Here is a 25,722-nt window from a genome sequence, read left to right as displayed (position 1 = left end):
CCGCCGGCTTTGCTTTTTTTGAACAAAAAAGAATGAGATTGATTAAAGCGATAAGACTAGCAGCAGTTCTATTTGTTTTTTGTTCCGGATGTACGCCTGATACTACTACTGATGATGATCTGGTGGGCAATTGGATCAAGCGATCCGACTTTGAAGGAGTGGGCAGAAGCGAAGCAATTGCAATAACCCAGGGTGATAAAGCCTATGTTGGTTTGGGTTATGACGGAGTTAACCGGTTAACTGATTTTTGGGAATACGACGGACAAAATGATTTCTGGCGGAAACGGACTAGCTTTCCAGGCACGCCACGGAGTTCTGCTATTGGTTTTGCAGCTAATGGCAAGTTGTATATTGGCTTAGGATATGATGGTATTAATTACCTTCGAGATATGTGGGAGTATGATCCATCAGCAGACACCTGGAAACAGGTGTCAGATTTTATAGGATCCGGCAGATATGATGCCATTGCATTTGGTATTGGTGAAAATGGGTATATATGCAGTGGTTACGATGGAAATTTTCTGAAGGATTTTTATCGCTATACTCCAGCCACCGATTCATGGGAACAGCTGGTTAGTCCGGGTGGCACCAAACGATCTGATGCAGCAGTTTTCGTAATTGACAATAAAGCCTATGTCTGTACAGGAACCAATAATGGGGCCATGGTGAATGAAATGTGGATGTATGATCCGGCAACGGAAACATGGACTGAAAAAAGAAAAATGACCAGTGTAAGCGATGAAGATTATGACGATGATTACACCAGTATCGTACGAGGTAATGCTGTTGCTTTTTCCATGAATGGGCTGGGTTATATTACTACTGGTACAACCGGCGCTTACACCAGTACCTGCTGGGAATACAATCCCGGTACCGATCTATGGGTGGAGAAAACGGCCTTTGAAGGATCTGCCCGTGAAGGGGCAATCGGGTTCTCCATCAATAACCGGGGTTATGTTGCAACAGGCAGGAGCTCTGGATTGCGCCTGGATGATCTTCGTGAATTTGTATCCGAGATGGAATATGATGAAAATGATTGATCAGAGTAAATTGATTTTGCTGATTTGTTCCATCAGTGCTTCTTTATAAAAATCACTGATGGGCAATTCAGCTTTTTCTGTTTTTACCAGATTCCTTTGAATACTCTGTATATGCGTCACTGAAACAAGATAGGATTTGTGTATTCGGACCATCCCGGCATGGGCAAGTTTTTCTTCCAGGTATTTCATATTCAGACGCGTAATTACCGGTCTGGCGGCATTAAACAGATGAATTTTTACGTAATCTTTACAGCCTTCAATATATTGAATATCCGAAATCAACAATTTCACCAGGTTGTATTCCACATGAACAAACAAATAGGGCATATGATGTGAAACAGGTTCTATAGGTTTGCCTGTTTCAACAGGTAAAACGTTTCGGTTCGAAAACCAATCCAGCGCTTTCATGGAGGCTTCCAGAAATCGATCAAATGAAACAGGTTTTACGAGGTAATCCAATGCATTTACACCATAAGCTTCTAATGCATATTGTTCATAAGCGGTTAAAAAAATTATTTTCGTTTTTGATTTAAGATGAGAGGCTAGTTGCATGCCTGATAAACCGGGCATCTGAATATCAAGGAAAATAAGATCTGCCTGGCTGGTTCGTAAAAACTCCAACACTTCCATGGCATTTTTACAGGATCCGATACAGGTTAAAAATGGAATATTGTTGATATTATCAATCAGCAATTCCAATGCAAGGGATTCATCATCTACAGCCAGACAGGAAATTTTCATGTGATCTTGATATGGAGTTCTACAATGTAAGTTCGATCTTCTTCCGATATGGTAAGGTAATGTTGATCTTTGTACAAGAGATTTAGTCTTCTTTTCACATTTTGAAGTCCAATTCCCGAATGAGCATCTTTTGTACCTGTATCCTTTGGTGTATAGGAATTTTTAACGAGCATTTTTAATTCTCCATTTTCATATTGGATGCGGATATCTATAAAAGATTTTCCATAGGGTTGCGCAACGTGTTTAAATGCGTTTTCTACAAAGGGGATCAGCATCATTGGTTCAATAAAAGCAAGTGGTGGGTATTCAGGAAAACTGCTCCTGATTTCCACTTCATTTCCAAAACGCATTAGTTGTAACTCGATGTAATTTTTCAGGTAATTGATTTCTTTGGCAAGTGGCACTTTCGATTCATCCGATTCATATAACATATAGCGCATTAAACCGGATAATTCAATTAATGCAGGCTCCAGCCGGTCTGATTTTTTTCTGGCGAGTGAAACCATATTGTTGAGCACGTTGAATATGAAATGCGGACTTATCTGGGAACGTAGAAAGGAGAGTTCTGATTTTAACTGCTCATTTTCTTTTTCCTGCTGTAATTGCTCCAGTTTTATTTTTTCCCGAATGGTTGTATAGGTGATTCCTGCTGCCTGTACAAAAAGAAACGGAAATAAGGACATCGTCAGGGCAGGCAGGGGAAAATGCAAACCCCTAAAGGAACGAATGCTATTGAAATAATAGACAAGGGAGATAAAGGTTACCAGAAATACAGCCACCTGAAACAGTACATACCGCCCATATTTCTTTTTTTTAAACCAGGCAGGTAAAAGGAAAAATACATTAATATAGAAAAGTAAGATCCATAAGATATTTATGCTGATTTCAAAGGCCGCAAAATTTATTGGTGGCATCCTGCGGGTTTCCAGCATAGTTCTTCTGACTGTTCGTATAAGACGCTGGCCATCATCTGAAAAATGGCGCAATAATAAAGGAAGGAACAGGGTGAATAACCAGGCTGTTCCATGAAAAAATACCAGCGCCAATCGGCTATTGTACCAAGGGGAAGTTTTCATAGGACAAAACTGGCGGTAGCAATCCATGTTTTTTGTTAAATGCGACCAGTCCCGGATTTTCGTATACCTAAAACAATATTAATTTATTGTTTCCAATAGGAAACCCGGAATATTATTCAAAATAGGCGTTGAGTTTTGCAGAAATGCCGAACCACTTTATCATGATCCGTTTATTATCCGTTTTCCTGGTCGTGCTGGGCTGGATTCTTCCTGTATCACTGGAAGCACAATCCAATCCGGATACCGGTTTTATTACCCTTCGTAACCGGCTTGAGCAATACCAGAAAAAGCAGGATCCATTGGGGCAGGCCAACTGTTTGCAGGAAATGGGACAGTTGTACTATCACCTCGGTAACTATTCAGAAGCCTTGCAGCATTTACTGGAGGCGGATAAGATCTATAGAAAGATAAATGCGATTGACCCGCTTGCTGCCAATCTGAATCGATTGGGTACGCTCTATTATTATAATCAGCAGTCCGACCTTGCCTGGCAACAATTCCGGGAAGCACTTGAGTTGTATAAACAAACCAAAAATGCAGCCGGACTGGCAGAAACCTATGGACAGGTGGGCCATCTCTATGAAAAACAGCTGAACTATGATTCTGCCTATTATTTTCAACAACTGGCTTTAAAAGAAGCCCGCTTATCCGGTGAACAGGTAACACTGGCTAAAATTTATGAGCACCTGGGCTCCATTCTGGAAGACAGGCAGGCGTACGATTCCGCCTTTTTTTATTTCTCTTTATCCCTGGAGGGCTATCGGGCCAGTGGGAAATTGCTGGAGCAGATAGAAGTCATCAATAACCTGGGCGATGTGTTCAGTAAAAATGGAAACCCGGCTAAAGGCATGATCTATGCCCGTGAGGCAGCAATACTTGCGGAACAATCTGAGGAAAAATACCAGTTGCAGAGTGCTTATCGGGATATTGCCCAGAATTTTGCAGCCCTTCACCAATACGACAGCGCCTATCATTACCTGGAAAAAAGCCGCCAGCTGATTCAAACAATTTATACAAGAGAAAATGCGCGTCAGTTAAGTCTCCTGCAAACGATTCATGAAACAGACCGAAAGAATGCGCAGATTGAGCGACTTAATGCCGATCGGAAAGTAAATACCTTATTATTAATTACCTCTCTCATTGTTTTGGTATTAATAGCTGTTGTCGCTTTTCTAACCCTTAACAGGCAGAAACTCAAAATCCGGAATGAACAATTATTACATGAACAGCATCACCAGCTTTACCAGACAGAGAAAGGCCTGATGGAATCAGAATTGAAACGGCAGCAACTGGAAGAAACCTCCCTCAAACAGCAGCTGGATATAAAAAGTCAGGAACTGTCCTCTCATATTCTGCATCTGATTCAGAAAAATGAGGTGTTGGAAGAAATCCGCAATGGCTTGCAGGATTTATTAAAAGATGATAAACGCGACCAAAAGAAGGCGCTTCGGCACCTGTTACAGAAAATCACCATCAGCTTTTCCCAGGATAGTTATTGGGACGAATTCCGACTCATTTTTGATAAAGTACATCCCACCCTGCTGGCCAGCCTTCAACAGCAGTTTCCATCACTTACTCAAAGTGAGATGCGTTTGCTGGCATTGGTTAAGATGAATATGTCTTCTGCAGATACATCCAAACTGCTGGGAATAACACCGGATAGTTTGCGGGTGGTTCGTTACAGGGTCAAAAAAAAGTTGCAACTGGGTCCGGATGAATCTCTTAGCTCCTTTGTTCAAACCCTGGCCTGATTACAGTTGATGTTACGGTAATATTCCGGTAATAATTCCTTAATGCCGCTTTTTGAAATTTGTGGATGATTGAAAATCAATCCACTGGCAAAATAAAAACAGGCTCTGTTGCTTTCCTGATAACGCCTGTTAACGCTGCGTTGCTTTATTGTTCACGCTTAAAAAATGGATTTGCTCCTTGTTTTTGCAAGTTTTGGATCAGAAACTATTTTGTATGAAACAAGTCGTAATTCTTTCTTTTTTATTGCTCCTGAGCAGTATCGGATGGGCACAGCCATTCAATGAGTATGTGCTGCTTAAAGGAGTGGTGGATGATGCGAAAAACAAATCAAAACTGGGAGGTGCATCTATTCAGATAAAGGGAGCCAATAACGGAACCATTGCTGATCTGAACGGAGCCTTTAGCCTTTACACCAAACCGGGTACCATTCAATTGGAGATTTCCTATCTGGGCTATCGCGATACGGTTTTGGAACTCCAACTGGAAGCCGGAGCGGTGCGCAACCTGCAAATTCATTTATCCAGCAGTACACCGGAACTGAATAGCGTGGTAATTGCCGGTTATTTACAGGGACAGGCAAAAGCCCTGAATCAACAAAAGAATGCGGATAATATCCGGAATATTATTTCATCCGATCAGATTGGGCGCTTTCCCGATCCCAATGCTGCAGAGGCTTTGCAACGGGTGCCGGGAGTGAATATTGAACGGGACCAGGGAGAAGGAAGGTATGTCCTGGTTCGCGGACTGGCACCACAGTTTACCAATATCAATATTAATGGAGAACAGATACCCAGTCCGGAAGCCGATGTCCGATTTGTTGCGCTTGATGCCATTCCCAGTGATCAGCTGGCATCAATAGAAGTAAGTAAAACCCTGAGTCCGGATATGGATGGAGACGCTGTTGGTGGTTCCGTAAACCTGATTACAAGAATGGCGCAGTCAAAATTGCCCCATATCAATGGTTCTATTGCGGGAGGCTATAATGCAATAATGAAACAGCCTAACTGGCAGGGACAGTTGCAGTTTGATCAGCGATTAGGAAAAAAAGAAAAGCTGGGAATATTATTGAACGGGAATTATTATCTGAATCAATTGGGATCGGATAATTGGGAGCAGGCACCCAATGATAAGGAGTTGGAATTGCGCGATTATGAATTAACCAGAACGCGCTCAGGGTTGAGTGGAACGATTGATTATCGTTTTAATAACCGGCATGAAATATATTTCAGAGGTATTTACAGTCGGTTTACAGACCGGGAATGGCGTCGGCGGTATGTTTTTATTACAGAAGATGAGGAAGTGGAAAAACTGACCAAGGATCGTTTTGAATCGCAAAGCATCACAGCTGTGAACCTTGGGGGGAAACATCGCTTCAACGGTTTTTACCTGAATTATGAAGGGCAGTATTCCAGCGGTATTCAAAATACACCCTATGATCATGAAGTGGCATTTATTGCTGATTTGCCCTCTTCGTATTCTGTAACTGGTGGTAAGTTCCCGCAATTAATTGCGGATGGTTATACCAACAGCAGTAAGTATGAATTTGATGAAGTTGCCTATGGTGGCAGTTATGCGAAAGATCAGAATGCAACAGTAAAATTTGAAATAGGAATTCCTTACAGAACAGGCGCTTCAACAGGCACTCTCAAATTTGGTGCAAAAGCCAGATTCAAACAAAAATCCTATACTATTTCCAATGATGTATATGGAGCAGATGCAGGTGTTCCAACTGCAGATGCATTTGATGAAGCACCGATTAAATCGGAATTTCTGAAAGGCAGGTTTGATATGGGCAGACCCATCAATATGGGCAGGTTTAATCGTTTTTTTAATGCGAACCCTGGTTTGTTTGAACTGGATGTGGAATCCAAGTCTATTGATGAAGCACTCGAATCCTTTGATGCGAAAGAAAATGTGGTTGCTGGTTTTTTAATGACACGTCATCAGTTCAGCAAACTGGTACTAACAGGCGGATTCCGTTTTGAACATACCGATGTATCCTATAATTCAAAAGATGTACTGATAGATGCTGCCGGTGATCTCGAAGCAATTCGTCCGGTTTCGGGAACATCTTCCTATAGTTTTTTACTGCCGCAGGTACAGGCAAAATACGAGCTCTCCAAATACACCAATCTCCGGGCTTCTGTTGCCAGTTCGTATGCAAGACCAAATTTTGGTGAAATCATTCCGGCGCAGGAAATTAACCGGGAAGACCGAGTGGCAAATTTGGGCAATCCTTCATTGAAACCTACCAGTGCCCTGAATCTTGATCTGATGCTGGAGCATTATTTTGGAAATGTCGGAATTGCATCAGCAGGTGTTTTTTATAAAAAGCTGGATGATTTTATTTACAGGAGAGTCATCTTTAATGGCAGTTATCCATTAACCGGAACGCCGATTATTCCGCGGATTGATATCATTCAGGCACAGAATGGCAATACGGCCAATCTGGTTGGACTTGAATTTGCTTTTCAGCGGAAACTGGATTTTCTGCCGGGATATTTGAGTAAACTTAGCCTCTATACCAACTACACCTATACACATTCAAAAGCTACGATTCAAAGTAGGGATGCAGATGAAACAAAACCGGATGCAACAGAAAAATTCCGTTTACCCGGACAGGCAACCCATGTAGGTAATCTTGCCCTTGCTTATGAAAATAAAAAACTGGTAGTGCGAATTGCTGCCAATTTTAATGGCGAATACCTGAGTGAAGTAGGTGGTAATTCCAGTGAAGATCTTTATATAAAGAGCAGAATGCAATTGGATTTCAGCGGAAGTTATGCGGTTAGTCAGCGTTTCCGTTTGTTTGCGGAAGCGCTAAACCTCACCAATCAGCCATTTGAATCCTATTTTGGTTCAAAATCGGTTGTTGCTCAACGCGAGTTCTATCGTTCATGGGCAAGATTCGGGTTGAAATTTGATCTCGGATTTGGTAAATAATCAATAAAATAATTGGAAATGAAAAATAATTTGCTTTTACTAAGCAGCCTGTTTATGCTTTTTTGCATTGGCTGTGATAAAAAAAATAAAGACCTGGTACTACCCGTTAAGCCGGAAAAATTTCCACAGGTCATCCGTTTTGCGGATGAAATTGGTGGTGAATTGGAAGACAGTGATGAGTTCAGTATTGATCTGACGCTGGTAGACCGGGTAGATCCTGAAGGAGAAGAGCTGGGTGGTAAAGTGGTACCATTACAACAGGATGTGCGGGTGTTTTTTACTGTTAGTGATAATATGGGTATAGATGATTTAGCATCCTATATAAAGGCAGGTACTGCACTCTATGAGATTGATGCTTGTACAAGTTCGGAAGATGAAGGAATTGACCTGGATTTTCAGTTTGATCCGGCTACCGGAAACGGATCGGTTGTATTTCCAAAAGGGGTTGAAGAAATGGAGCTGGTCTTTGAAGTAGATGAAGATTACCTGAATGATGCAGTTTTAAATGAAGAGGAAAGAGCAATAGAGTTTAAATTGGTTTCTGTAGATGCAGCAACAGAAAATGTAGTGGTTAATACAGCTCTATCTTTCACTTATGAAGTTCTGGATGACGAAGGTGTACATGGAGCATGGGAATTGGATTTGGAAAATACTGCTCAATTTGCTGCTTTCAAGGAATTATTCGGATTGGTAAATGAAGATATTGCTGCGTTGAATCTAGCTGATGTGGAAAAAATTGAAATAACGTTTGAACTGGAGGAGGTAAAAGTTTTGGTAGAATTAAAAGAAACAGAGCTGTTAGATGAATGTGGTGAAACAGAGGAAGTTAATAAAGTGATCGAACTGGAACTTGAATTGGAAGAACTCAGTACCCTTACTTCATCTGGTGAGCTGGAAGCAACGGGAGAATTGGAACTGGAAGATGGCTCTTTGCTTGAATATGTATTGGCAGGTGAGTTTTCGATTCTTGATAATGAATTGAAGCTGGAACTGACCAATGAATTGGAGGAAGAATCCGTAACTGCTGAATTACTATTAACCCGTTAAACCAGGAAAGATTTATGAAATTAAATAGAACGTTTATACCTGCTCTGGTGATTGCTGTTTTTTTTGGCAGCTGCGTTAATAATAGCAATTCGCAGGTTTTGGAAGAGATAAATACTGAATTGAAACCTTTTTATATTACTGATACATTGGAACACGATACCGATGATCCTGCTATCTGGATCCACCCGTCGGATCCTTCCAAATCGCTCATTGTAGGAACGGATAAAGATGAAAACGGAGGGTTATTTGTGTTTGATCTGAAAGGTAAGCTGGATTCGAATCGTTCGGTAAGGGGATTGAAAAGACCCAATAATGTTGATATTGAATATGAGCTGCAAATCGGCGACACCCTGATTGATATCGCAGTGGTTACAGAACGGTTGACGCATCAGTTAAGGGTTTTTCGGATGCCGGATGTGGTACCACTGGATGGCGGTGGTATCCCTGTTTTTGAAGGAGAAACCGGGCCTGAATTTCGGGATCTCATGGGTATTTCCCTATATAAAAATAAAGCGGGTGTTATATACGCCATTGTTGGTCGTAAAAATGGCCCTACAGACAGCAGTTATCTCTGGCAATACCAGCTATCGGGAACAAAGGAAGGCAGGGTGCAGGCTAAACTGGTGCGTAAGTTTGGCGCCTACAGTGGTTTAAATGAAATTGAGTCGATTGCAGTAGATGATCAACTGGGTTATATTTATTATTCTGATGAAGGATTCGGAATTCGTAAATATTATGCAGATCCGGAAAAAGGAAATCAGGAATTGGCCTTATTTGGAACCGGAAAATTCAAAGAGGACAATGAAGGAATTTCCATTTATAACCTGACAGACAGTACCGGATTTATTCTTGTATCTGATCAGCAGGATCATAGTTTTCATATCTACCCACGGGAAGGTACAAACGAAAATAAGCATGCTCATCCCTTTATACGAAAACAATATGTAGCCGCCAGGGAAAGCGATGGAAGTGAAATTATATCCGTACCGCTGCTGCCGGATTTCCCCTTTGGATTATTTGTAGCCATGAGTGATGATAAAACATTTCACTACTATCGGGCTGAAAAAATAATCGGTGACAGCCTTATGCGAGCAGGGCAAAACCGGAGTTTTTAATTTTCAATGCACCGGGGGATTCTCCGGTGTATTTTTTAAATACAGTACAGAAATATTGAGGAGAGGAGAAATTAAGCTCATAGGCGAGATCCGTTAAACAACAGGCAGGATCTGCAGCAATTTTTCTATGAGCGATTTCGATTTTTTTCCGTTGAATATAATCACCCGGTGTAAATCCGGTAAGCTCTTTAAACAGATTTTTGAAACGGGATTCAGAGAGGTTCATCTCGCGTGCAAGGTCTGCAATGGAAGGGTTCTCTGTTAGTTTACTATTGATGTACTGCAATACTTTTGCCAGTCGTTCATTTTCCGCTTCTTTTTCCTGGTAATCGATTCTGTCTAGCAGGCAGAGCAGTAGTTGTTGAAGAATCAGATGGATTCGGATTTGTTTTATAGATTCATTTTCATTTTTTCGGGCAATCGTGAAAATTTCTTCCAATACCCGTTTGATATCTTTGGTTCCTTTGAAATGCCTTCGTTTTCGTTCAATAATCAGGTTGCATAACATAACCAGGTTATTGGGGACCGACTTGTCAAGTTTAATCAGCATCCAGTAAAGGCAGCCTTTTTCTTCCGGATGACCGCCGGAACCATGCACTTCCCCGGGAAAATGGATAAATACATCGCCTCCTTTTACCAGGTATTGCTTTCCGTTTACTTCAAAATACTGGCTTCCCTTGTCGTAATAACAGATTTCAATCATGCCATTATGCACATGATTGGGCATTTTTTCTTCGGCTTTGTTGTAATTATATTTGCCCAGCAACTGTAAATCAGTAAATCCCAACTGTTTAAAGTTGAGAATTTTTTTACAGGAACCAGTTTCTTGATCAGGTAGCATGGCAGGCAGTTTTGTGTAACAGTCGTTCCTGAAATTAGGAATTCTGTGCCACATACGCAAGTCGATGATGCTATTGCGGAAAAGGACTGGAATTGAGTTGTTTTTTCACTTGTGGAAGAACTTTGGTGCCCAATAATTCAATCGAGCGCATGGCTAGTTTATGTGGCAGGGCACCGATACTCATTTGTGCGAGGAAGCGGGTATTGCCAAATAATTCGTGTTCATACAGGATTTTATCAACTACCTGCTGCGGACTTCCAACCAGAAGAGCCCCATTGGGCCCGGCGCCTGCCTCATATTGTTCGCGACTTAAGCCTGACCAGCCTCTTTCTTTACCAATACGGGTCATTACATCGGCATAGGGTGGATAAAATTCATCCAGGGCCTGTTGTGAATTTTCGGCTATGTATGTATGTGAATTGACCGCCAGTTGAAACCTGTCTGCCGGATGTCCTGCCTGTAAATAACGATCTCTGTAAAGATTTGCATATGGACCAAATTGCGCTGGTTGTCCGCCTATAATTGCCAGGGTCATGGGCAACCCATATTCTGCTGCACGTACCACTGATTCAGGAGTGCCACCAACTGCTACCCAAATAGGTAACTGATCCTGATAGGGGCGGGGATAAACGCCTCTTCCTGGAATGGTTTGGGTCAGTTTCCCTTCCCAGGTTATTTTTTCCGACTGGTTTAGTTTTACCAGCATATCCAGTTTTTCAGCATAAAGCGCATCGTACTCTCTCAGATTATAGCCGAATAAGGGAAAGGATTCAATGAATGATCCACGTCCCGCTAATATTTCAGCCCGGCCTTTGGAAAGCAGGTCAACGGTTGCAAATTGCTGAAAAACCCGCACCGGATCATCTGAGCTAAGCACCGTAACACCGGATGACAACTTTATGCGATTGGTTTTAACTGCTGCTGCAGCTAAAATTGTTGCAGGTGAGGAGACGGCATAATCTGGTCGATGATGTTCACCAACAGCAAATACATCAATGCCCAACTGGTCTGCTAAAACTATTTCCTCTAGTAAATTTTCCAGTCTTTGCCGGGGAGAAACTGATTCACCGGTAACAGGATGTGTTCCCAAATCAGCAAATGAACAAATTCCAATTTCCATACTGTTCTTTAAATAGTGAAATACCGTTATTTAACGCTTGACATCAGCCTATGGCGAAAGTAGTTTTACGGGTAAAGGTACCGCCTGTTTTTAATTTAACATATTATAAAAAAGTTGTGGATAATAATCAAAGTATTACACAAAGGGAAATAAGACCATTGATCCAAACAATTCGTGGAATTCAGGTAATAGTGGATAGTGATCTTGCTGAATTATATCAGGTCGAAACTAAGGTTCTTAACAAAGCGGTTAAGAGAAACCTTGAACGATTTCCGGACTCTTTCTGGTTCCAATTGACTGAGTTAGAAGATGCAGATTTGAGGTTCCAATTTGGAACCTCAAGAAAAAGCCACGGTGGTCGAAGATATCTGCCATATGTATTCACTGAACAAGGAGTAGCGATGTTATCAGGCGTATTAAGGAGTAAAATTGCAATTAAAGTAAGCATCGAGATAATAAATACTTTTGTGGAAATGCGGAAAATGCTATTTAGTAATGCTGCTCTTTTTTCCAGAATTGGAATGATAGAACTCAAACAAGTTGAACAGGATGATAAATTTGAAAAGGTTTTCAAAGCTCTGGAAGGAGGAAAACTACAAAATGAGCGGGGTGTTTTTTTTGATGGCCAGATATTTGATGCGTACTCTTTTGTTTCAGATATTATTCGAAGTTCATTAAAGTCGATTATCCTCATTGATAACTATGTGGATGATACAGTGCTATCTTTATTAGGTAAAAGGCAAGGGAATGTAACAGCTACTATTTTCACTAAAACGATTAATAACCAACTTAATTTGGATTTGCAAAAATATAACAGTCAGTATCCCGAAATACGAATTGAACTTTTAAAAAATGCACACGATCGTTTTTTAATTATCGATGAAACGGAACTTTACCATGTTGGCGCATCATTAAAAGATCTGGGTAAAAAATGGTTTGCATTTTCAAAAATGAATAGTGAGCTTGGGAAGCTTCTTGGTTTACTAAATTTGCAAACAGAAACAAAATAAGCATATGCAAAGTTTAAAAAATAAAATAGCCCTGATAACAGGCGCTGGTAAGGGAATTGGAAAAGCCATTGCGCAGGCATTAGCTGCAGAAGGCGTAACCGTTGGGTTATTGGCAAGAACTGAAAAGGATGTGCAGCAACTGGCAGATGAAATAATTAAGAATGGTGGCAAAGCAGCGTATGCAACGGCTGACGTCAGTGATCGCCTGGCTGTAGAAAAGGCAGTCAGCTCCTTAAGGCTTGCCCTTGGGAAATTTGATATTCTTATCAACAATGCAGGTACCGGAACTTTTGGCGGATTTCTTGAACTGGATCCGGAAGTGTGGGAACAACAGGTTAAGGTTAATCTCTTTGGTGTGTATTATGTTACACGCGCAGTTCTGCCGGAAATGATTGCGGCGAAGTCGGGAGATATTATCAATATTTCTTCCACAGCAGGCAAGTCGGGGAGTGCTGTAACAAGTGCCTACAGCGCTTCCAAATTCGGCGTATTCGGACTTTCAGAAAGTTTGATGCAGGAAGTAAGAAAATTTAATATCAGGGTTACTGCACTGGCACCAAGTACTATTGTAACAGACCTTGCCAACAGTGCCAATTTAATCAAGGGAGATCCTGAAAGAGTCATGCATCCAGAAGATTTTGCAGAACTCATTATTGCCCAACTAAAATTGCATCCCCGGTTATTATTAAAAGAAGCCAGTATTTTTTCAACGAATCCCTGAGTTTTTAAACTATTCACCCAGCCATTTTTTAAAATCAGCTGCCCGTAAGCGGCTGATTATAATTTCTTCGTAGGGAACCGGTTCAATACCTACTTTAAGTTTACCATTTAACCAGGCCTGGGTTTTTTTAATGGCTGCATAAGAAAGGATAAATTGTCTGTTTGCCCGAAAAAATTTAGAGGGATCCAGCACGCTTTCAATTTCATCCAGTGGCTTGTCAATCAGTAGCTCTTTGCCATTCAGCGTTTTTATATATTGAAGTCGTTCCTTTGTAAAAAAATAAGCAATGGTTTCAACAGGAACTGAAACCATACGGGAACCTAATTTTGCCAGAAACCTTGCTTTGTATTTGCCGGTTAACTGAACCTGCAATTGAGTAAGTGGATGAATATACTTGTTGTTTTCCTTGTAATGTTTTTTATACTTGTTCAATGCTTCCCAAAGCTCTTCTTTTTTAATTGGCTTCAGCAGGTAATCAACGCTCAGGTTTTTGAATGCTTTTAAGGCATAGCTTTCATAGGCAGTAGTAAAAATTATCGGAATTTCCAGATTGAGCTGTTCCACTATTTCAAAACTCTGCCCATCGCCCAATTCAATATCCATAAACAGCAGGTCTATCGATTTGTCTGATCCCAGGTACTCTACCGCAGATGTTACACTGTCCAGCGTTTTGACAACAGTTATTTGTCCGTCAAGTTCTTCAATTAATTGCTGCAGGTGGGTTCTTGCAATTTTTTCATCTTCAATGATGGCTATATTCATGTGTATTCATTTTATAAATATGAATGGAAGGAAGCAGGGGGATTTTTGCATAGAAAACAGTTGCGGTTTCCTGAATTGACAAATCAGGCAAACCCAGCAAGGCGAATTTCTTTTTTAAATGCGCCAGCCCTTTTCCCGATCCTGCTGAATTCTTTTTTCGTTGAAGATTGTTGGATACTATCAATTGCCTTTTGTCGATCGACAATTCAATTTTTATACATAGTGGCCGCTGATTGGAAACAATATTATGTTTGATTGCATTTTCAACCAATAACTGAAGACTTAAAGTAGGAATGCTGAACTGTTCCACTTCTTTCAGTTGCTCCGGAAATTCGACTGTTAATCCCTCCGGATAGCGTGTTTTAAAAAGATAATAATAGGCATAGGTGAAATCAATTTCTTCCGTAAGTGGTACTGTATGTTTTTCATTGGCTGCAAGAAAATAGCGATATACAAATGCAAGTTCCTCTGTAAAACGGGTTGCTCTTTTGGAGTCCAGCTGAATTAATCCAACCAGCGTATTTAAGGTATTAAAAAGGAAATGGGGTTGGATCTGAACCTTTAATGAATCGTACTGCATTTGCAGGTTCAGTCGCTTTAACTGCTCTGCCTGCCGCTGTGTTTTGTTCTTCTCATAAAAAGCAAAAAAACTTTCATAAAATACCACCTGCAGAAAAACAAAAATAAGGCTGACTCTGAAGTTTATGAGGTAAATTGACCACTTGTGCAGGGATTCACTGGTCCAGTAATTGGTGATGTCTTCCACCTGAATTCTGCCTGCCTCTACCAGAAAAGCAAAAGGAATCAGGACCAATGCATTGGTCCATTTTCTTCTGGAATTGAATTCATGTCCCCATTTGCGATAGGTATTCATTACTACCCATCGGGTTGGTTCCCATTGAGTAACTACAAATAAAACAGTTGTGCCGATTGTTTTTGGAATTAACCAGCTGGTATCCGGAACAGATACCAATAACTCAATCATGAAGAAACAATAATGGATAACACCCATTATCATTGCACCAAAGATTCTGATTTTACTGTCGTTCATGTGAATTACACAAACTGTAAAATTATTGTATATGCAGGGGGAAATGCTACCGCTTATGGATGCAACTTACCAGTCGCCCATGTGTTCTGAAACTACTCTTTCGAGTGATTGTTTGTCTATTTCCTTCGATTTCCAGTTGGGATCGTATTTAACAAACCAACTCAGCCAGACTGATCTTGATAAGCGCATGAATACCGGTTGCAATACAATCATCAGCACTGCATTGGTAATTCCCCAGTATAACACCCGGTAATCACCATCTTCAAGCGAGAATCCAATTAATAACCACCAGGCCAAAAATGTGAATATTGAAAAACCAACAGTTAATGCATAACTAACATAAGCGGTACCATAATAAAACCCGACTTCTATTTCAGTTGGTTGTCCGCAAACAGGACAACGGTCATTCATTTTCAGGATCTTTCCATATTGGTATGGATTGGAGGATTCGAATATTTTTCCTTCCCGGCAACGGGGACAACTATTGGTTAATACAGTCGATAAATAGCCTGGTCGATTCGAAGTTTTTGCCATAACCTTCCGATTTTCTGCAAATTTACTCCTTGTAATCGGATAAAAAGGTGATTAATATCACCTCAACGGCTTACAGCACTTTTTCCATCTGCATACTTCTTGATCCTTTGATAAGAAGATATGCATCGGGTAATTCCTGCTTCAGCAGCCAGTCATGCGCTTCCAAACTATTCTGTAATTGAATAAAGGGATGCTTCAGTTTACCGAAGTCGCCACCTACCAATACAACCGCTTTCCAATCCGTTTCTGCAATTAGATCTATAATGGCCTGGTGTTCCTGCAAACTTTCTTCTCCCAGTTCTGCCATGGCGCCCAATAGCAACACTTTATTAGTGACCTTTAATTGTTGGAAATTTGCGATAGCAGCCCGCATGCTGGATGGATTGGCATTATAGGCGTCCAGAATAATGTGTTGTCCATTCCGTTTAATCAGTTGACTGCGGCTATTTTCAGGCAGATAAGATTCTATCGCTTTTTTAATCGCTTCACCATCCACCCCAAAACATTTCCCAACAGCAACTGCTGCCAGTACATTAGGTGCATTATAAGCACCTACCAGTTGGGTGGAAATATATCCGATATCAATTCCTTTGGTGAGTTGGACCTGAAGAAATTCACGTTGCCCTGATGGATCATTCACTGCATTTCCAACCAAATCACCTTCTTTGGTTCCATAACGGATGATGGTTTCAATGCCGAGTGACATACGGCGTAAATGTTCATCATCCCACCAGACAAAAGCGGTAGCTTCGCGCGCACGCAGGTAATCAAATAATTCTCCCTTGCCTTTGCGCACCCCTTCCACTCCTCCAAATCCTTCAAGATGCGCTTTCCCCAGGTTCGTGATCAGCCCATGCGTAGGCTCGGTATAAGTACAATAGGAACTGATTTCTTTCTGGTGATTGGCACCCATTTCAATTACCGCCATTTCTGCATCGGGTTTGATTCGAAGCAGGGTTAACGGAATACCGATATGGTTATTCAGATTACCTGCAGTTGTGTATGTACGATACCTAGTCGACAATACTTCATGAATCAATTCCTTGGTGGTTGTTTTTCCGTTACTGCCGGTTATTGCAATGACCGGAATGCTGAATTGCCTGCGATGATGCAAGGCCAGTTGTTGCAGGCAAACCAACACATTATCTACCAGTATGGTGCAATGATCGGTTTTATATGCAGGCTCATCAATGATTGCATATGCAGCCCCGGCTTCGAGCGCTTTTTGTGCAAACGTATTGCCATTAAACTGGTCACCTTTCAGCGCGAAGAACAAATCACCTTCTTTCAGTTTTCTGGTATCAGTCTGAACAGAAGGGTATTGTAAAAACAGTTGATAAATTTCAGGGATGGTCATACACGAAAATAAAAAAGAGCCGCCAAACAGCGACTCTTTATGAATAGTATTCAGAAGATTATCTCTTACGGGAATTCTGTTTTCTCTTTTTGTAGTTGATACCGGTTTTGCGACCGTTTCCTTCCGGACTACCAACACGATCCATTGCACAACGGAAACCTACAGTTGAACTTGCCTGATCTTCTTCCAGGAAGCGACGTGTACCCGGACTCAGCCAATACGCACGATCATTCCAGCTGCCACCTTTAATTACACGGCTCTTGTCGCCAATCAGGGTTGTTTTTCCGTAACCATAGTTTACTCCCTGTATCAGAGAATCACCATCCAGGTAGTTGATTACATCAGCACGCTGATAGTTACGACGATCTTTACTTTCATCATCTGTCATCAACCGATATTTGATACGACCCAGACTGTCTCTTGTAGGTTTGTTCTCAGAAGCATCGATATCAACCGTAGAATATTTGTTACCACGATAAGGAGAAACATCATCAAAGTCGGTCAGTGATAATGGACGATACACATCACCCGTCCACTCATTCACGTTTCCGCTCATATTATAGATGCCAAAACCATTCGGGAAGAAAGATTCAACAGGAGCAGTGTAAACAGCACGGTCATTCAGACCACCTGCAACACCCATGTTATCACCTGAACCACGTTTGAAGTTCGCCATGAAAGTACCCTGCCAGCTGCCTTTACGGGTATCACGCAAACCATTTACGTTATTGTTCCAGCTATAAACCTGCTTATTGGCTACGAGTTCCTCACCACGCTTTCCTTCTTTCTTGGAAGGCTGTGGATTCTGGTTAACATATCCCAGTGCTGCATATTCCCACTCTGCTTCTGTTGGAAGACGGTAGTTCGGCAACAGGATACCATCTTCGAAAGTAACCTGGGTACGTGGTGTACCATTCGGATTCTTAAGTGTATTCTTTTTAGACTTGGCTGCTTTACCAGGAGTTGCCTGGAATTCACCTGTCAGGTAAGATTTGGTGTTGAAATTTTCTTCCGCAATACCAGTGATATTTTTCAGCGACTTGTCGTTGATAAAACCTCTTTTAATCAACTCCAGCTCATTCACACGGTCCGTTCTCCACAAACAAAAATCATTTGCCTGCTTCCAGGTAACACCCACCACAGGATAATAATTGTAGGAAGGGTGGCGGAAATAGTATTCCACCATTGGCTCGTTATAAGCCAGCTCACTGCGCCAAACCAGCGTGTCGGGCAGTGCACCGTTGCGGATCGGAGCATGCTCGTCACCATCAAAAACGGTATTGATCCAATAAAGATATTCGCGATAATGTACGTTGGCTACCTCAGACTGGTCGATATAAAAGGAATTCACCGTTACACGGCGGGGAATATTATTCCAATCGCCCATCACATCCTCTTCAGTAGCACCCATGGTAAAGGTACCACCCTGAACGAAAACGAGTCCCGGACCGGTTCTCTGTTCTTTTTCTTTGGAGACCTGATAGCCTCCCTGGTTTTTGTCGTTATAATTCCAACCGGTTACGTCCGATTTTTCGGCTTTTTTGCCAAATAACTTCCCATTTTTACAGGAAGCCACCATAGCGGCACAGGATACAAGGATTGTGAGGTTTTTCCAGTTCATATTGATAGCCATTTAAGCTGGTTTTAGATAGTAATAACGAGACAGTTTATCTATTATTGTGTTATTTCCTTCGACCAAATGCGAATATAATCAGATAAACCAATCAATACTCTTGCCAAAATCTTAAATCCGTACGGCTTTATATTATTTTTGACCTACCATGCCGGCTTTCCTTCGTTTAGTACTCTTTTTTTACCTGGTAACAGGGGCTCTGCCACTTCCTGCCCAGCGAACCTATACCAATCAATCTGTGTTGGCCGGCGGTAACTGGTTTCAGGTAGGTACCACCGAACCAGGCATCTACAAAATTGATGGTGCAGCCCTTCAGTCTATGGGATTTTCCCTTCCTATTCCGGCTGATCAGGTACGAATTTTTGGGCGCCCCGGTGGAAAACTTACCGAATCTGCTGGTGGTTCCTACACGGATGACCTCACCGAACTCTCCATTTGGGTCCAGGACGGTGGCGATGGCCAGTTTCAATCCGGCGATTACCTGCTGTTTTATTCTTCCGGTCCCCATAACTGGGTAACAGATCCTGCAGTAAAAGGGTTCAGGCACCGTATAAATATCTACTCTGACACAGCCTATCATTATATAACTACAGGCGGTACCGGAAAACGAATTCAAACCGGGCCGGATGCAGGCTCTCCAACACATACCATTACCTCCTACCAATATCGTTACTGGCATGAAACCGATCAGTTTAATCTTCTCTCAGGCGGACAGGAATGGTATGGGGAGCGATTTCTGGCTGAATCGCCACAGTCACTGAACCTGAGCATTCCCCTTCCTGCTCTTGTTCCCAATCGCCGTGCAAGATTTGCATCAACTGTTGCCGCCCGGTCGGTTGGAGCAACGGCCGGTTTTGATTTTTCAGCAAATGGTGCCGTTATCGAAACCCATACCATAGCACCCGTCAGTTCCTCCAGTTTTGATCTTTTTGCCCGGGAAAGCAGCCTGGTGACGGAATTTCAGCCAACAACCAACCTCAACCTGAGCATTCGTTTTGGGTCAACCAACAGTTCGGCCATTGGCTGGGTGAATCGATTTGAAGTACTGGCTGATTGCAGACTGGAATGGATCCCACAGGCAGTTGATTTCAGAACCTGGGAGGGGATGGGACCTGATAGAATAGCCCGATATGAAATTTCGAATGCGGCGGCTTCCCTGGAAGTTTGGAAAATTTCTGAGGCCCTTTCGCCGGAAAGGATGCGCACCCAGCTAATCGGCAATACGCTTGTGTTTACCGACTTGCATGAAAACCCGGAAGAATACCTGATATTCAATCCGGAAGCGAGCCTGCCCGCACCAATTCGAATCCAGCCAATCCCCAATCAAAACCTGCATGGGGTTGAAGCTCCCCAATTGCTGATTATTTCGGCAGCCGGACTTGAGCAGCCCGCTCAGCGTCTCGCCAGCTGGCATCAGTTGCAGGATGGGATGAATAGCCTGGTGGTACCAGTTGAACAGGTTTACCATGAATTTTCTGCTGGTATTCCTGACCCTGCTGCTATTCGTGATTTCGTTAAAATGTTTTTTGACCGTTCCGAAGGCGATAGCAGCCAACGGCCGGCCTACCTCCTGCTTTTCGGTGATGCCTCCTTTGATCCTAAAAACAGAATCGAAGGCAGTCTGCCGGGCATCCCTTCCTATCAAAGCAGTTTTTCGCTGGATCCACTAAGCACCTATGTAAGTGATGATTTTTTTGGATTTCTGGATGATGTGGAAGATATCAACGGCGGATTGCAAACGAATCTGCTGGATATTTCAATTGGCAGAATTCCGGTAGCTACAGTAGCCGCAGCCAATGCTTATATTGATAAACTGATGGCTTATAAGGAACCCTCCGGCCGTGGAACCTGGCGGAATGAACTGACTTTTATCGCAGATGATGAAGACGGCAACCTGCACCTGCAGGATATGGAGGGAATTACCCAACTCGCGGCCAGTACCAATGACCGGTTTCTGCAACAGAAAATCTACCTGGATGCTTTTCCACAGGAAAGCAATGCTTCCGGAAGCCGGTATCCGCAGGTAAACCAGGCCATCAGCGACCAGATGCAAAAAGGAACCCTGATCTGGAATTATACCGGTCACGGTGGCTTTCGGCGCCTGGCAGATGAGGTTATTTTGGAGCAATCCATTGTAGACGGATGGCAGCAAAATGGCCGGCTCCCACTCTTTGTGACTGCTACCTGTGATTTTGCACCCTATGATAATCCCACTATTGAATCACTTGGAGAATACCTGCTTACCAAACCCAAGGCTGGCGCTATTGCACTGATGACAACCACCCGCCTGGTTTTTGCCTATAGTAACCGGATCCTGAATTCAAATTATATGCAGGCGGCATTGGAGCGGCTTCCGAATGGACGGTACCGGACGCTGGGGGAAGCTGCCAGAGAAGCAAAAAATCGCACCTATGCCAACTCAGGGGATATCTTTAATAATTTGAAATTTACACTGTTGGGCGATCCTGCTTTAACCCTGTCGTTCCCCGAACACCAGGTGTTAACAACCCATATTAATGATCGGTTGGTAACGGAAGGAGTTGATACGCTGAAAGCGCTGGAGGAGGTAAGGGTAAAGGGGCAAATAGCTGACCGAAACGGACAGCTGCTGACCGGTTTTAATGGCTGGGTCTTTCCGGTGGTACTGGATCAGCCCTATGAAAAGCAGACCTTGGGAAATGATCCCTCCAGTCCGGTTATCCGTTTTCCGGTTCAGGATCGGGCCCTGTTTCGGGGACAGGCAAGGGTAACCGATGGGATATTCGAATTTTCGTTTTTCATCCCCCGTGATATTAATTATCAGGAAGGCAAATTCCGGATCCAGTATTATGCAATGGATAGTGTAACGGATGCGCAGGGAGGATTCAGCGAGTTGAGTATTGCCGGCTCGGCACCACCACCGGTTGATACCGAAGGGCCATCCATCCTGGCTCATTTGAATGATACCCTGTTCCGATCGGGTGACCTGGTTCGGGACCGGCCGGTTTTATTCTTGCAATTGGCGGATAGTTCCGGAATCAATGTGTTGGGTAGTGGATTTGGGCATGATATCACGCTTGTGCTGGATGATAATACGAATGAGCCGCTGAACCTGAATGCTTTTTTTGAGGCGGATGCGGATACCTACCAGTCGGGCAGGCTGCGGTTTCAATTGCCTGCATTACCGGAAGGAAGGCATCGGCTTCGGGTTAAAGCCTGGGATTTGCTGAATAACAGCTCGGAAACTTCCCTTGAGTTTCGGGTTCGGGCGGCAACCTCACTGGTAGTAGAGCAGCTCGGCGTTTGGCCAAATCCCTCCACAGGGGCCGTTCGCTTTGTGTTTTCACATAATCAGAAAGAAGTGCCGATGGAGGCATCCATTGAGCTTTTTTCACTACAGGGACAGTTACTGAAAATAATAAACGGTACAATAATTGCCAATGGAAACCGTTCCTACATGGATTGGAATGGAAAGAATGAAAAAGGATTTCCGGTGCCCCCGGGAGTCTATGTTTACCGGCTGATACTCCGTTTGCGCGACGGACAAACAGCTGTTCATTCCAGGCAATTGATCAGATTATAAACATTTATATTTATTATTAACTATTTTCGCCGCTTATAGAGAAAATTTACCCGAACTAATTACTGAAACGTCCTGGCATTCCATGCCTCTCATGGGTAAATTATTTATTCTGTGGGCCTGTTCCCGGCCGTTTCCCGATTTAAACATGAAAGATTCAATACAATGAGACAAAAGTCCCTAAAACTGGTCCTGTCGTTTTTGCTGGGTACCATTGCGGTGAATGAAGCGGTAGCTCAGGATGTGCAGCCGATTAACGTGGTAACAACAGCTGTTCCTTTTCTTAGAATTTCTCCGGATGCCCGCGCCGGTGGTATGGGTGAAGTTGGTATTGCCACCTCACCGGATGTGAATTCACCTTTCTGGAACCTGGCCAAAACGCCTTTTAATGAGAGCAAATTTCAGGTTGGAATGACCTATACTCCCTGGTTAAAGCGCCTTGGGTTGAATGATGTATTCCTGGGTTCACTCAGTGGTTATTATAAATTGGATGATGATCAGGCAATTTCAACAACACTGCGCTATTTTAATCTGGGTAGCATTCAGTTCACTGATAATTTAGGAAACGTATTCAGTGAAGGCCGTCCCAGAGAGTGGGGCTTTGATGTTGGCTATTCACGTAAATTATCAGAGAAAGTTGGTTTGGGTATAGCATTGCGATACATCTATTCCAATCTGGCTGCCGGACAAACCATTGATGGAAATACCTACAAAGCTGGTAATGCAGTAGCGGGTGATCTAAGCTTCTATTACAATGGTAAAAATGAGGCGGGTAATGGATTCAGTGCCGGTGCAACCTTAACCAACCTGGGTACCAAAATCGGATACACATCGGATGCAACTCAAAAAGATTTTATTCCCGCCAATCTTGGATTGGGTGTAGCCTATACCAAAGTATTTGACGAAGACAATAAGATTACTGTAGGAATGGATCTTAATAAATTACTGGTTCCTACTCCGCCGAATGTGGGTGATTCAGCCGGATTGGCGAATTATCGGAACAAAGCAGTTGTTGGAAGCTGGATCAGCTCTTTTGGTGATGCGCCGGGTGGATTTAGCGAGGAATTGCGTGAGTTTACCGTTTCTACAGGTGCTGAATACTGGTACCAGGATCAGTTTGCTTTACGTGCCGGTTATTTCTATGAAGATAAAACCAAGGGGAATCGTAAATATTTCACACTGGGTGCAGGCATCCGTTACAATGTTTTCGGCCTGAACTTCAGTTATATAGTTCCTTCCGGTTCCGGTGTAAACCAGAATCCTTTGTCGAATACCCTGCGTTTCAGCCTGGTATTTGATCTGGCTCAAACCAGCAGCGAATAAATTGCGTACTGGCGATAAGCCAGGCTTCAATAAATTTTTAGATCGAATTATAAGAATCGTCCTGCATCTTTGCGGGACGATTTTTTTTAAGGGAGAAAAGGGAGAAAAAGGAGACAAAGGGAGAAAAAGGAGACAAAGGGAGACAAAGGAGAAAAGGGGGAAATAAGCCAATTCAACTTTCACCATTGCCCATTCACCTAATTCACCATTCACCATTCACCATTCACCTTTCACTTTTCACCTTCTTCACCTCCTTCACCTCCTTCACCTTCTTCGCCTCCTTCACTATAAATTTTAATTTTGATCCAATGAACAGTACATATAAACTTGGTTTCGGCATTGATTTTCATCAGTTGGTAGAAGGACGGGAACTTTTTTTGGGCGGAGTGGCCATCCCGCATACAAAAGGGGCGCTTGGACATAGTGATGCGGATGTTTTGTTACATGCGATCTGTGATGCAATGCTGGGTGCATTGGCATTGGGCGATATTGGCATTCATTTCCCCAATACGGATCCGGCTTATAAAGATATAGATAGTAAAAAATTGCTGGCCAAATGTGTGGAGCTGATTGGTGAGAAAGGCTATCGCGTTATAAATGTGGATAGTTCACTGACCCTGGAGAAACCGAAAATCAAACCCTATGTAACGGCTATGCAGGAAACCATTGCCGGAATCTTGGGAATTGGGACAGGTGCAGTTTCAATAAAAGCCACCACTACGGAAACGATGGGATTTGTAGGGCGGGAAGAGGGACTGGTGGCCTACGCAACAGTATTGTTGGATGAAATCACAAAAGCAAAATTGCCGGTTAAAATTAAAAATGAATCGGCTTTTGATTTACCAGCCTATGCAACCACCGGATCAGCAGGAATGGATTTAAGGGCGAATATTACGGATCCGATTTCCCTTCAACCATTGGAAAGAACCCTGGTGCCTACCGGATTGTATATGGAATTACCCAATGGTTTTGAAGCACAGATCCGGCCCCGCAGCGGATTGGCCATCAAACAGGGAATTACCTGTTTAAATACCCCCGGCACGATTGATGCAGACTACCGGGGGGAGATTAAAGTGATTCTGATTAATCTCTCCAATGAAATTCAGCTAATAGCTCCAGGTGATCGTATAGCCCAGATGGTTATACAGTCTGTTCAACAGGTGAGCTGGGTTCCTGTAGAAATATTATCTTCAACAGAACGGAATGCCGGTGGGTTCGGGCATACCGGTAAAGCATAAGGCATGAAGCAACTCGTTTATATAGCAGCAGTTTTGATTGGAATAACCGCAATTGGTTGTCGGGCTACAAAAAAAATTAATACGGTAATCGCCAAAAAAGATACAGCTCAAACAACCATTCTGGCGGGCGCGCATGAAGATTCCTTACGATATATCAGGGAAGTATATAGCAAGTTGGCATCCAATACAATCGATTATAAAACCTTCAGTGCAAAAATGAAGGTGGAATATTGGGATAAGGATGGTAAAGGGCCCGATCTTACGGTGTTTGTGCGAATGCAAAAGGATAGCATCATCTGGTTATCAGTAAATGCAACGGTTTTCAGTTATGAAGCATTTCGCATTTTGATTACACCCGATAGTTTGAAACTCATCAACAAACAGGATAAAGTGGTGCAGCTGCGCTCCGTGAAATACCTGGAAGAAGTGGCCCAGATTCCATTTGATTTCAAATCGGTTCAGGAATTGATAATCGGGAATCCGCTGTTCCTGGATTCCAATATTGTTTCGTATCGGAAAGGGCCTGAAACAATTAGTTTACTGAGTATGGGCGATCTGTTTAAAAATCTGATTACTATTGGGGTGGAGAATTATTTATTGCAACATATCAAGCTGGATGATCAGAACCTGCGCCGTAATCGCACGGCCGATCTCAGTTTTTCCAATTATAGCGGTCAGGGTGGAATTCCATTTGCGACCTATCGTAAAATGAGTTTTACGGAGAAAGCTAAAATAGACGTACAGATGGAGTTCAAACAATATGCCTTTAACGAAAGTTTAAGCTATCCTTTTACAATTCCAAAGAATTATACCGTTCAATAAACGTTGGAGTTTATATATTTGAAACATTCCAACTTCC

General features: G+C 42.6%; 20 protein-coding genes and 1 pseudogene. 12 read left to right on the top strand and 9 right to left on the bottom strand.

Translation table 11 applies throughout. The features are described 5' to 3' along the window. Positions 1-32 precede the first annotated feature (32 nt). Complete coding sequence (locus B2746_RS01040) at positions 33-1,040, top strand: Kelch repeat-containing protein (RefSeq protein WP_290789941.1); 1,008 nt, start codon at positions 33-35, stop codon at positions 1,038-1,040. On the opposite strand, the gene B2746_RS01035 is transcribed toward B2746_RS01040, so the two are convergent. Together B2746_RS01035 and B2746_RS01030 are read right to left on the bottom strand one after the other, a co-directional pair. Continuing rightward, complete coding sequence (locus tag B2746_RS01035) at positions 1,041-1,781, bottom strand: LytR/AlgR family response regulator transcription factor (protein ID WP_290789938.1); 741 nt, start codon at positions 1,779-1,781, stop codon at positions 1,041-1,043. It abuts the gene before it with no gap. Beyond that, positions 1,778-2,857, bottom strand: a complete 1,080-nt coding sequence (locus B2746_RS01030) for a sensor histidine kinase (RefSeq protein ID WP_290789935.1) — start codon at positions 2,855-2,857, stop codon at positions 1,778-1,780. The genes B2746_RS01035 and B2746_RS01030 overlap by 4 nt, the downstream gene beginning before the upstream one ends. Positions 2,858-3,018: 161 nt before the next feature. Between B2746_RS01030 and B2746_RS01025 the strand changes: the two genes are divergently transcribed. The 4 genes from B2746_RS01025 (at position 3,019) to B2746_RS01010 (ending at position 9,714) form a co-directional block, all read left to right on the top strand. After that, positions 3,019-4,608, top strand: coding sequence for a tetratricopeptide repeat protein (locus B2746_RS01025; protein ID WP_290789932.1), 1,590 nt, complete (start codon positions 3,019-3,021; stop codon positions 4,606-4,608). Positions 4,609-4,822: 214 nt separating this feature from the next. Then, on the top strand, positions 4,823-7,552 hold the full coding sequence (locus tag B2746_RS01020; protein ID WP_290789930.1) for a TonB-dependent receptor: 2,730 nt from the start codon (positions 4,823-4,825) through the stop codon (positions 7,550-7,552). Between the two features lie 18 nt (positions 7,553-7,570). Beyond that, a complete protein-coding gene (locus B2746_RS01015) occupies positions 7,571-8,599 on the top strand; it encodes a hypothetical protein (protein WP_290789929.1) in 1,029 nt (342 codons plus the stop codon). Positions 8,600-8,613: 14 nt separating this feature from the next. Beyond that, entirely contained in the window at positions 8,614-9,714 is a 1,101-nt protein-coding gene (locus tag B2746_RS01010; protein WP_290789927.1) for a phytase, read from the top strand. Here B2746_RS01010 and B2746_RS01005 read toward each other — a convergent pair. Both B2746_RS01005 and B2746_RS01000 read right to left on the bottom strand, forming a co-directional pair. Next, entirely contained in the window at positions 9,683-10,555 is an 873-nt protein-coding gene (locus B2746_RS01005) for an AraC family transcriptional regulator (RefSeq protein ID WP_290789925.1), read from the bottom strand. The genes B2746_RS01010 and B2746_RS01005 overlap by 32 nt on opposite strands. 70 nt (positions 10,556-10,625) lie before the next feature. Beyond that, the gene (locus tag B2746_RS01000) at positions 10,626-11,675 is read right to left on the bottom strand and encodes an LLM class flavin-dependent oxidoreductase (RefSeq protein ID WP_290789922.1); all 1,050 of its coding nucleotides are present in this window, start codon (positions 11,673-11,675) and stop codon (positions 10,626-10,628) included. Between the two features lie 50 nt (positions 11,676-11,725). Here B2746_RS01000 and B2746_RS00995 point away from each other — a divergent pair, with 50 nt between their 5' ends. Continuing rightward, positions 11,726-12,685: an ORF6N domain-containing protein gene (locus B2746_RS00995; RefSeq protein ID WP_290789920.1), complete on the top strand. Its 960-nt coding sequence runs from the start codon at positions 11,726-11,728 to the stop codon at positions 12,683-12,685. Between the two features lie 4 nt (positions 12,686-12,689). After that, on the top strand, positions 12,690-13,406 hold the full coding sequence (locus tag B2746_RS00990; RefSeq protein ID WP_290789918.1) for a 3-ketoacyl-ACP reductase: 717 nt from the start codon (positions 12,690-12,692) through the stop codon (positions 13,404-13,406). A 9-nt stretch (positions 13,407-13,415) separates the two neighbouring features. On the opposite strand, the gene B2746_RS00985 is transcribed toward B2746_RS00990, so the two are convergent. The 5 genes from B2746_RS00985 to B2746_RS00965 all read right to left on the bottom strand — a co-directional run bounded on the left by B2746_RS00985 (position 13,416) and on the right by B2746_RS00965 (position 18,743). Beyond that, the gene (locus B2746_RS00985; RefSeq protein WP_290789916.1) at positions 13,416-14,168 is read right to left on the bottom strand and encodes a LytR/AlgR family response regulator transcription factor; all 753 of its coding nucleotides are present in this window, start codon (positions 14,166-14,168) and stop codon (positions 13,416-13,418) included. Continuing rightward, positions 14,149-15,219: a sensor histidine kinase gene (locus tag B2746_RS00980; RefSeq protein ID WP_290789914.1), complete on the bottom strand. Its 1,071-nt coding sequence runs from the start codon at positions 15,217-15,219 to the stop codon at positions 14,149-14,151. Before B2746_RS00980 ends, B2746_RS00985 begins: the two co-directional genes overlap by 20 nt. 66 nt (positions 15,220-15,285) lie before the next feature. Further along, positions 15,286-15,753 carry a DUF983 domain-containing protein gene (locus tag B2746_RS00975; RefSeq protein WP_290789912.1) on the bottom strand — a complete coding sequence of 156 codons (468 nt, stop codon included), beginning with the start codon at positions 15,751-15,753 and terminating at the stop codon, positions 15,286-15,288. 70 nt (positions 15,754-15,823) lie between these two features. Beyond that, positions 15,824-17,110, bottom strand: coding sequence for a UDP-N-acetylmuramoyl-tripeptide--D-alanyl-D-alanine ligase (locus B2746_RS00970; protein ID WP_290789909.1), 1,287 nt, complete (start codon positions 17,108-17,110; stop codon positions 15,824-15,826). Between the two features lie 58 nt (positions 17,111-17,168). Further along, entirely contained in the window at positions 17,169-18,743 is a 1,575-nt protein-coding gene (locus B2746_RS00965) for an SUMF1/EgtB/PvdO family nonheme iron enzyme (protein ID WP_290789907.1), read from the bottom strand. A gap of 148 nt (positions 18,744-18,891) precedes the next feature. Between B2746_RS00965 and porU the strand changes: the two genes are divergently transcribed. From porU to B2746_RS00945, 5 genes and pseudogenes are all read left to right on the top strand, one after another. Further along, complete coding sequence (porU, locus tag B2746_RS00960; protein WP_290789905.1) at positions 18,892-22,305, top strand: type IX secretion system sortase PorU; 3,414 nt, start codon at positions 18,892-18,894, stop codon at positions 22,303-22,305. A gap of 162 nt (positions 22,306-22,467) precedes the next feature. Next, complete coding sequence (gene porV / locus B2746_RS00955) at positions 22,468-23,625, top strand: type IX secretion system outer membrane channel protein PorV (RefSeq protein WP_290789903.1); 1,158 nt, start codon at positions 22,468-22,470, stop codon at positions 23,623-23,625. Positions 23,626-23,933: 308 nt separating this feature from the next. Beyond that, a pseudogene (gene ispF, locus B2746_RS22745) lies at positions 23,934-24,407 on the top strand (2-C-methyl-D-erythritol 2,4-cyclodiphosphate synthase); the annotation flags it as partial. Between the two features lie 6 nt (positions 24,408-24,413). After that, entirely contained in the window at positions 24,414-24,863 is a 450-nt protein-coding gene (dut, locus tag B2746_RS22740; protein ID WP_414655274.1) for a dUTP diphosphatase, read from the top strand. A gap of 3 nt (positions 24,864-24,866) precedes the next feature. Continuing rightward, on the top strand, positions 24,867-25,685 hold the full coding sequence (locus B2746_RS00945; protein ID WP_290789898.1) for a DUF4292 domain-containing protein: 819 nt from the start codon (positions 24,867-24,869) through the stop codon (positions 25,683-25,685). The last annotated feature ends 37 nt before the right edge of the window (positions 25,686-25,722 follow it).

Origin of the sequence: Flavihumibacter sp. UBA7668 (assembly GCF_002483205.1) — a bacterium.
GTDB lineage: Bacteria > Bacteroidota > Bacteroidia > Chitinophagales > Chitinophagaceae > Flavihumibacter.
The sequence above is the reverse complement of the archived record's forward strand: the minus strand, read 5'-3'. Positions and strand labels throughout refer to the sequence as shown.

What these genes read in the sequence shown, in the direction of transcription:
- B2746_RS01040 (WP_290789941.1), top strand. Translation starts at nt 33, where the DNA reads ATGAGATTGATTAAAGCGATAAGACTAGCAGCAGTTCTATTTGTTTTT.
- B2746_RS01035 (WP_290789938.1), bottom strand. Translation starts at nt 1,781, where the DNA reads ATGAAAATTTCCTGTCTGGCTGTAGATGATGAATCCCTTGCATTGGAA.
- B2746_RS01030 (WP_290789935.1), bottom strand. Translation starts at nt 2,857, where the DNA reads ATGAAAACTTCCCCTTGGTACAATAGCCGATTGGCGCTGGTATTTTTT.
- B2746_RS01025 (WP_290789932.1), top strand. Translation starts at nt 3,019, where the DNA reads ATGATCCGTTTATTATCCGTTTTCCTGGTCGTGCTGGGCTGGATTCTT.
- B2746_RS01020 (WP_290789930.1), top strand. Translation starts at nt 4,823, where the DNA reads ATGAAACAAGTCGTAATTCTTTCTTTTTTATTGCTCCTGAGCAGTATC.
- B2746_RS01015 (WP_290789929.1), top strand. Translation starts at nt 7,571, where the DNA reads ATGAAAAATAATTTGCTTTTACTAAGCAGCCTGTTTATGCTTTTTTGC.
- B2746_RS01010 (WP_290789927.1), top strand. Translation starts at nt 8,614, where the DNA reads ATGAAATTAAATAGAACGTTTATACCTGCTCTGGTGATTGCTGTTTTT.
- B2746_RS01005 (WP_290789925.1), bottom strand. Translation starts at nt 10,555, where the DNA reads ATGCTACCTGATCAAGAAACTGGTTCCTGTAAAAAAATTCTCAACTTT.
- B2746_RS01000 (WP_290789922.1), bottom strand. Translation starts at nt 11,675, where the DNA reads ATGGAAATTGGAATTTGTTCATTTGCTGATTTGGGAACACATCCTGTT.
- B2746_RS00995 (WP_290789920.1), top strand. Translation starts at nt 11,726, where the DNA reads ATGGCGAAAGTAGTTTTACGGGTAAAGGTACCGCCTGTTTTTAATTTA.
- B2746_RS00990 (WP_290789918.1), top strand. Translation starts at nt 12,690, where the DNA reads ATGCAAAGTTTAAAAAATAAAATAGCCCTGATAACAGGCGCTGGTAAG.
- B2746_RS00985 (WP_290789916.1), bottom strand. Translation starts at nt 14,168, where the DNA reads ATGAATATAGCCATCATTGAAGATGAAAAAATTGCAAGAACCCACCTG.
- B2746_RS00980 (WP_290789914.1), bottom strand. Translation starts at nt 15,219, where the DNA reads ATGAACGACAGTAAAATCAGAATCTTTGGTGCAATGATAATGGGTGTT.
- B2746_RS00975 (WP_290789912.1), bottom strand. Translation starts at nt 15,753, where the DNA reads ATGGCAAAAACTTCGAATCGACCAGGCTATTTATCGACTGTATTAACC.
- B2746_RS00970 (WP_290789909.1), bottom strand. Translation starts at nt 17,110, where the DNA reads ATGACCATCCCTGAAATTTATCAACTGTTTTTACAATACCCTTCTGTT.
- B2746_RS00965 (WP_290789907.1), bottom strand. Translation starts at nt 18,743, where the DNA reads ATGGCTATCAATATGAACTGGAAAAACCTCACAATCCTTGTATCCTGT.
- porU (WP_290789905.1), top strand. Translation starts at nt 18,892, where the DNA reads ATGCCGGCTTTCCTTCGTTTAGTACTCTTTTTTTACCTGGTAACAGGG.
- porV (WP_290789903.1), top strand. Translation starts at nt 22,468, where the DNA reads ATGAGACAAAAGTCCCTAAAACTGGTCCTGTCGTTTTTGCTGGGTACC.
- B2746_RS00945 (WP_290789898.1), top strand. Translation starts at nt 24,867, where the DNA reads ATGAAGCAACTCGTTTATATAGCAGCAGTTTTGATTGGAATAACCGCA.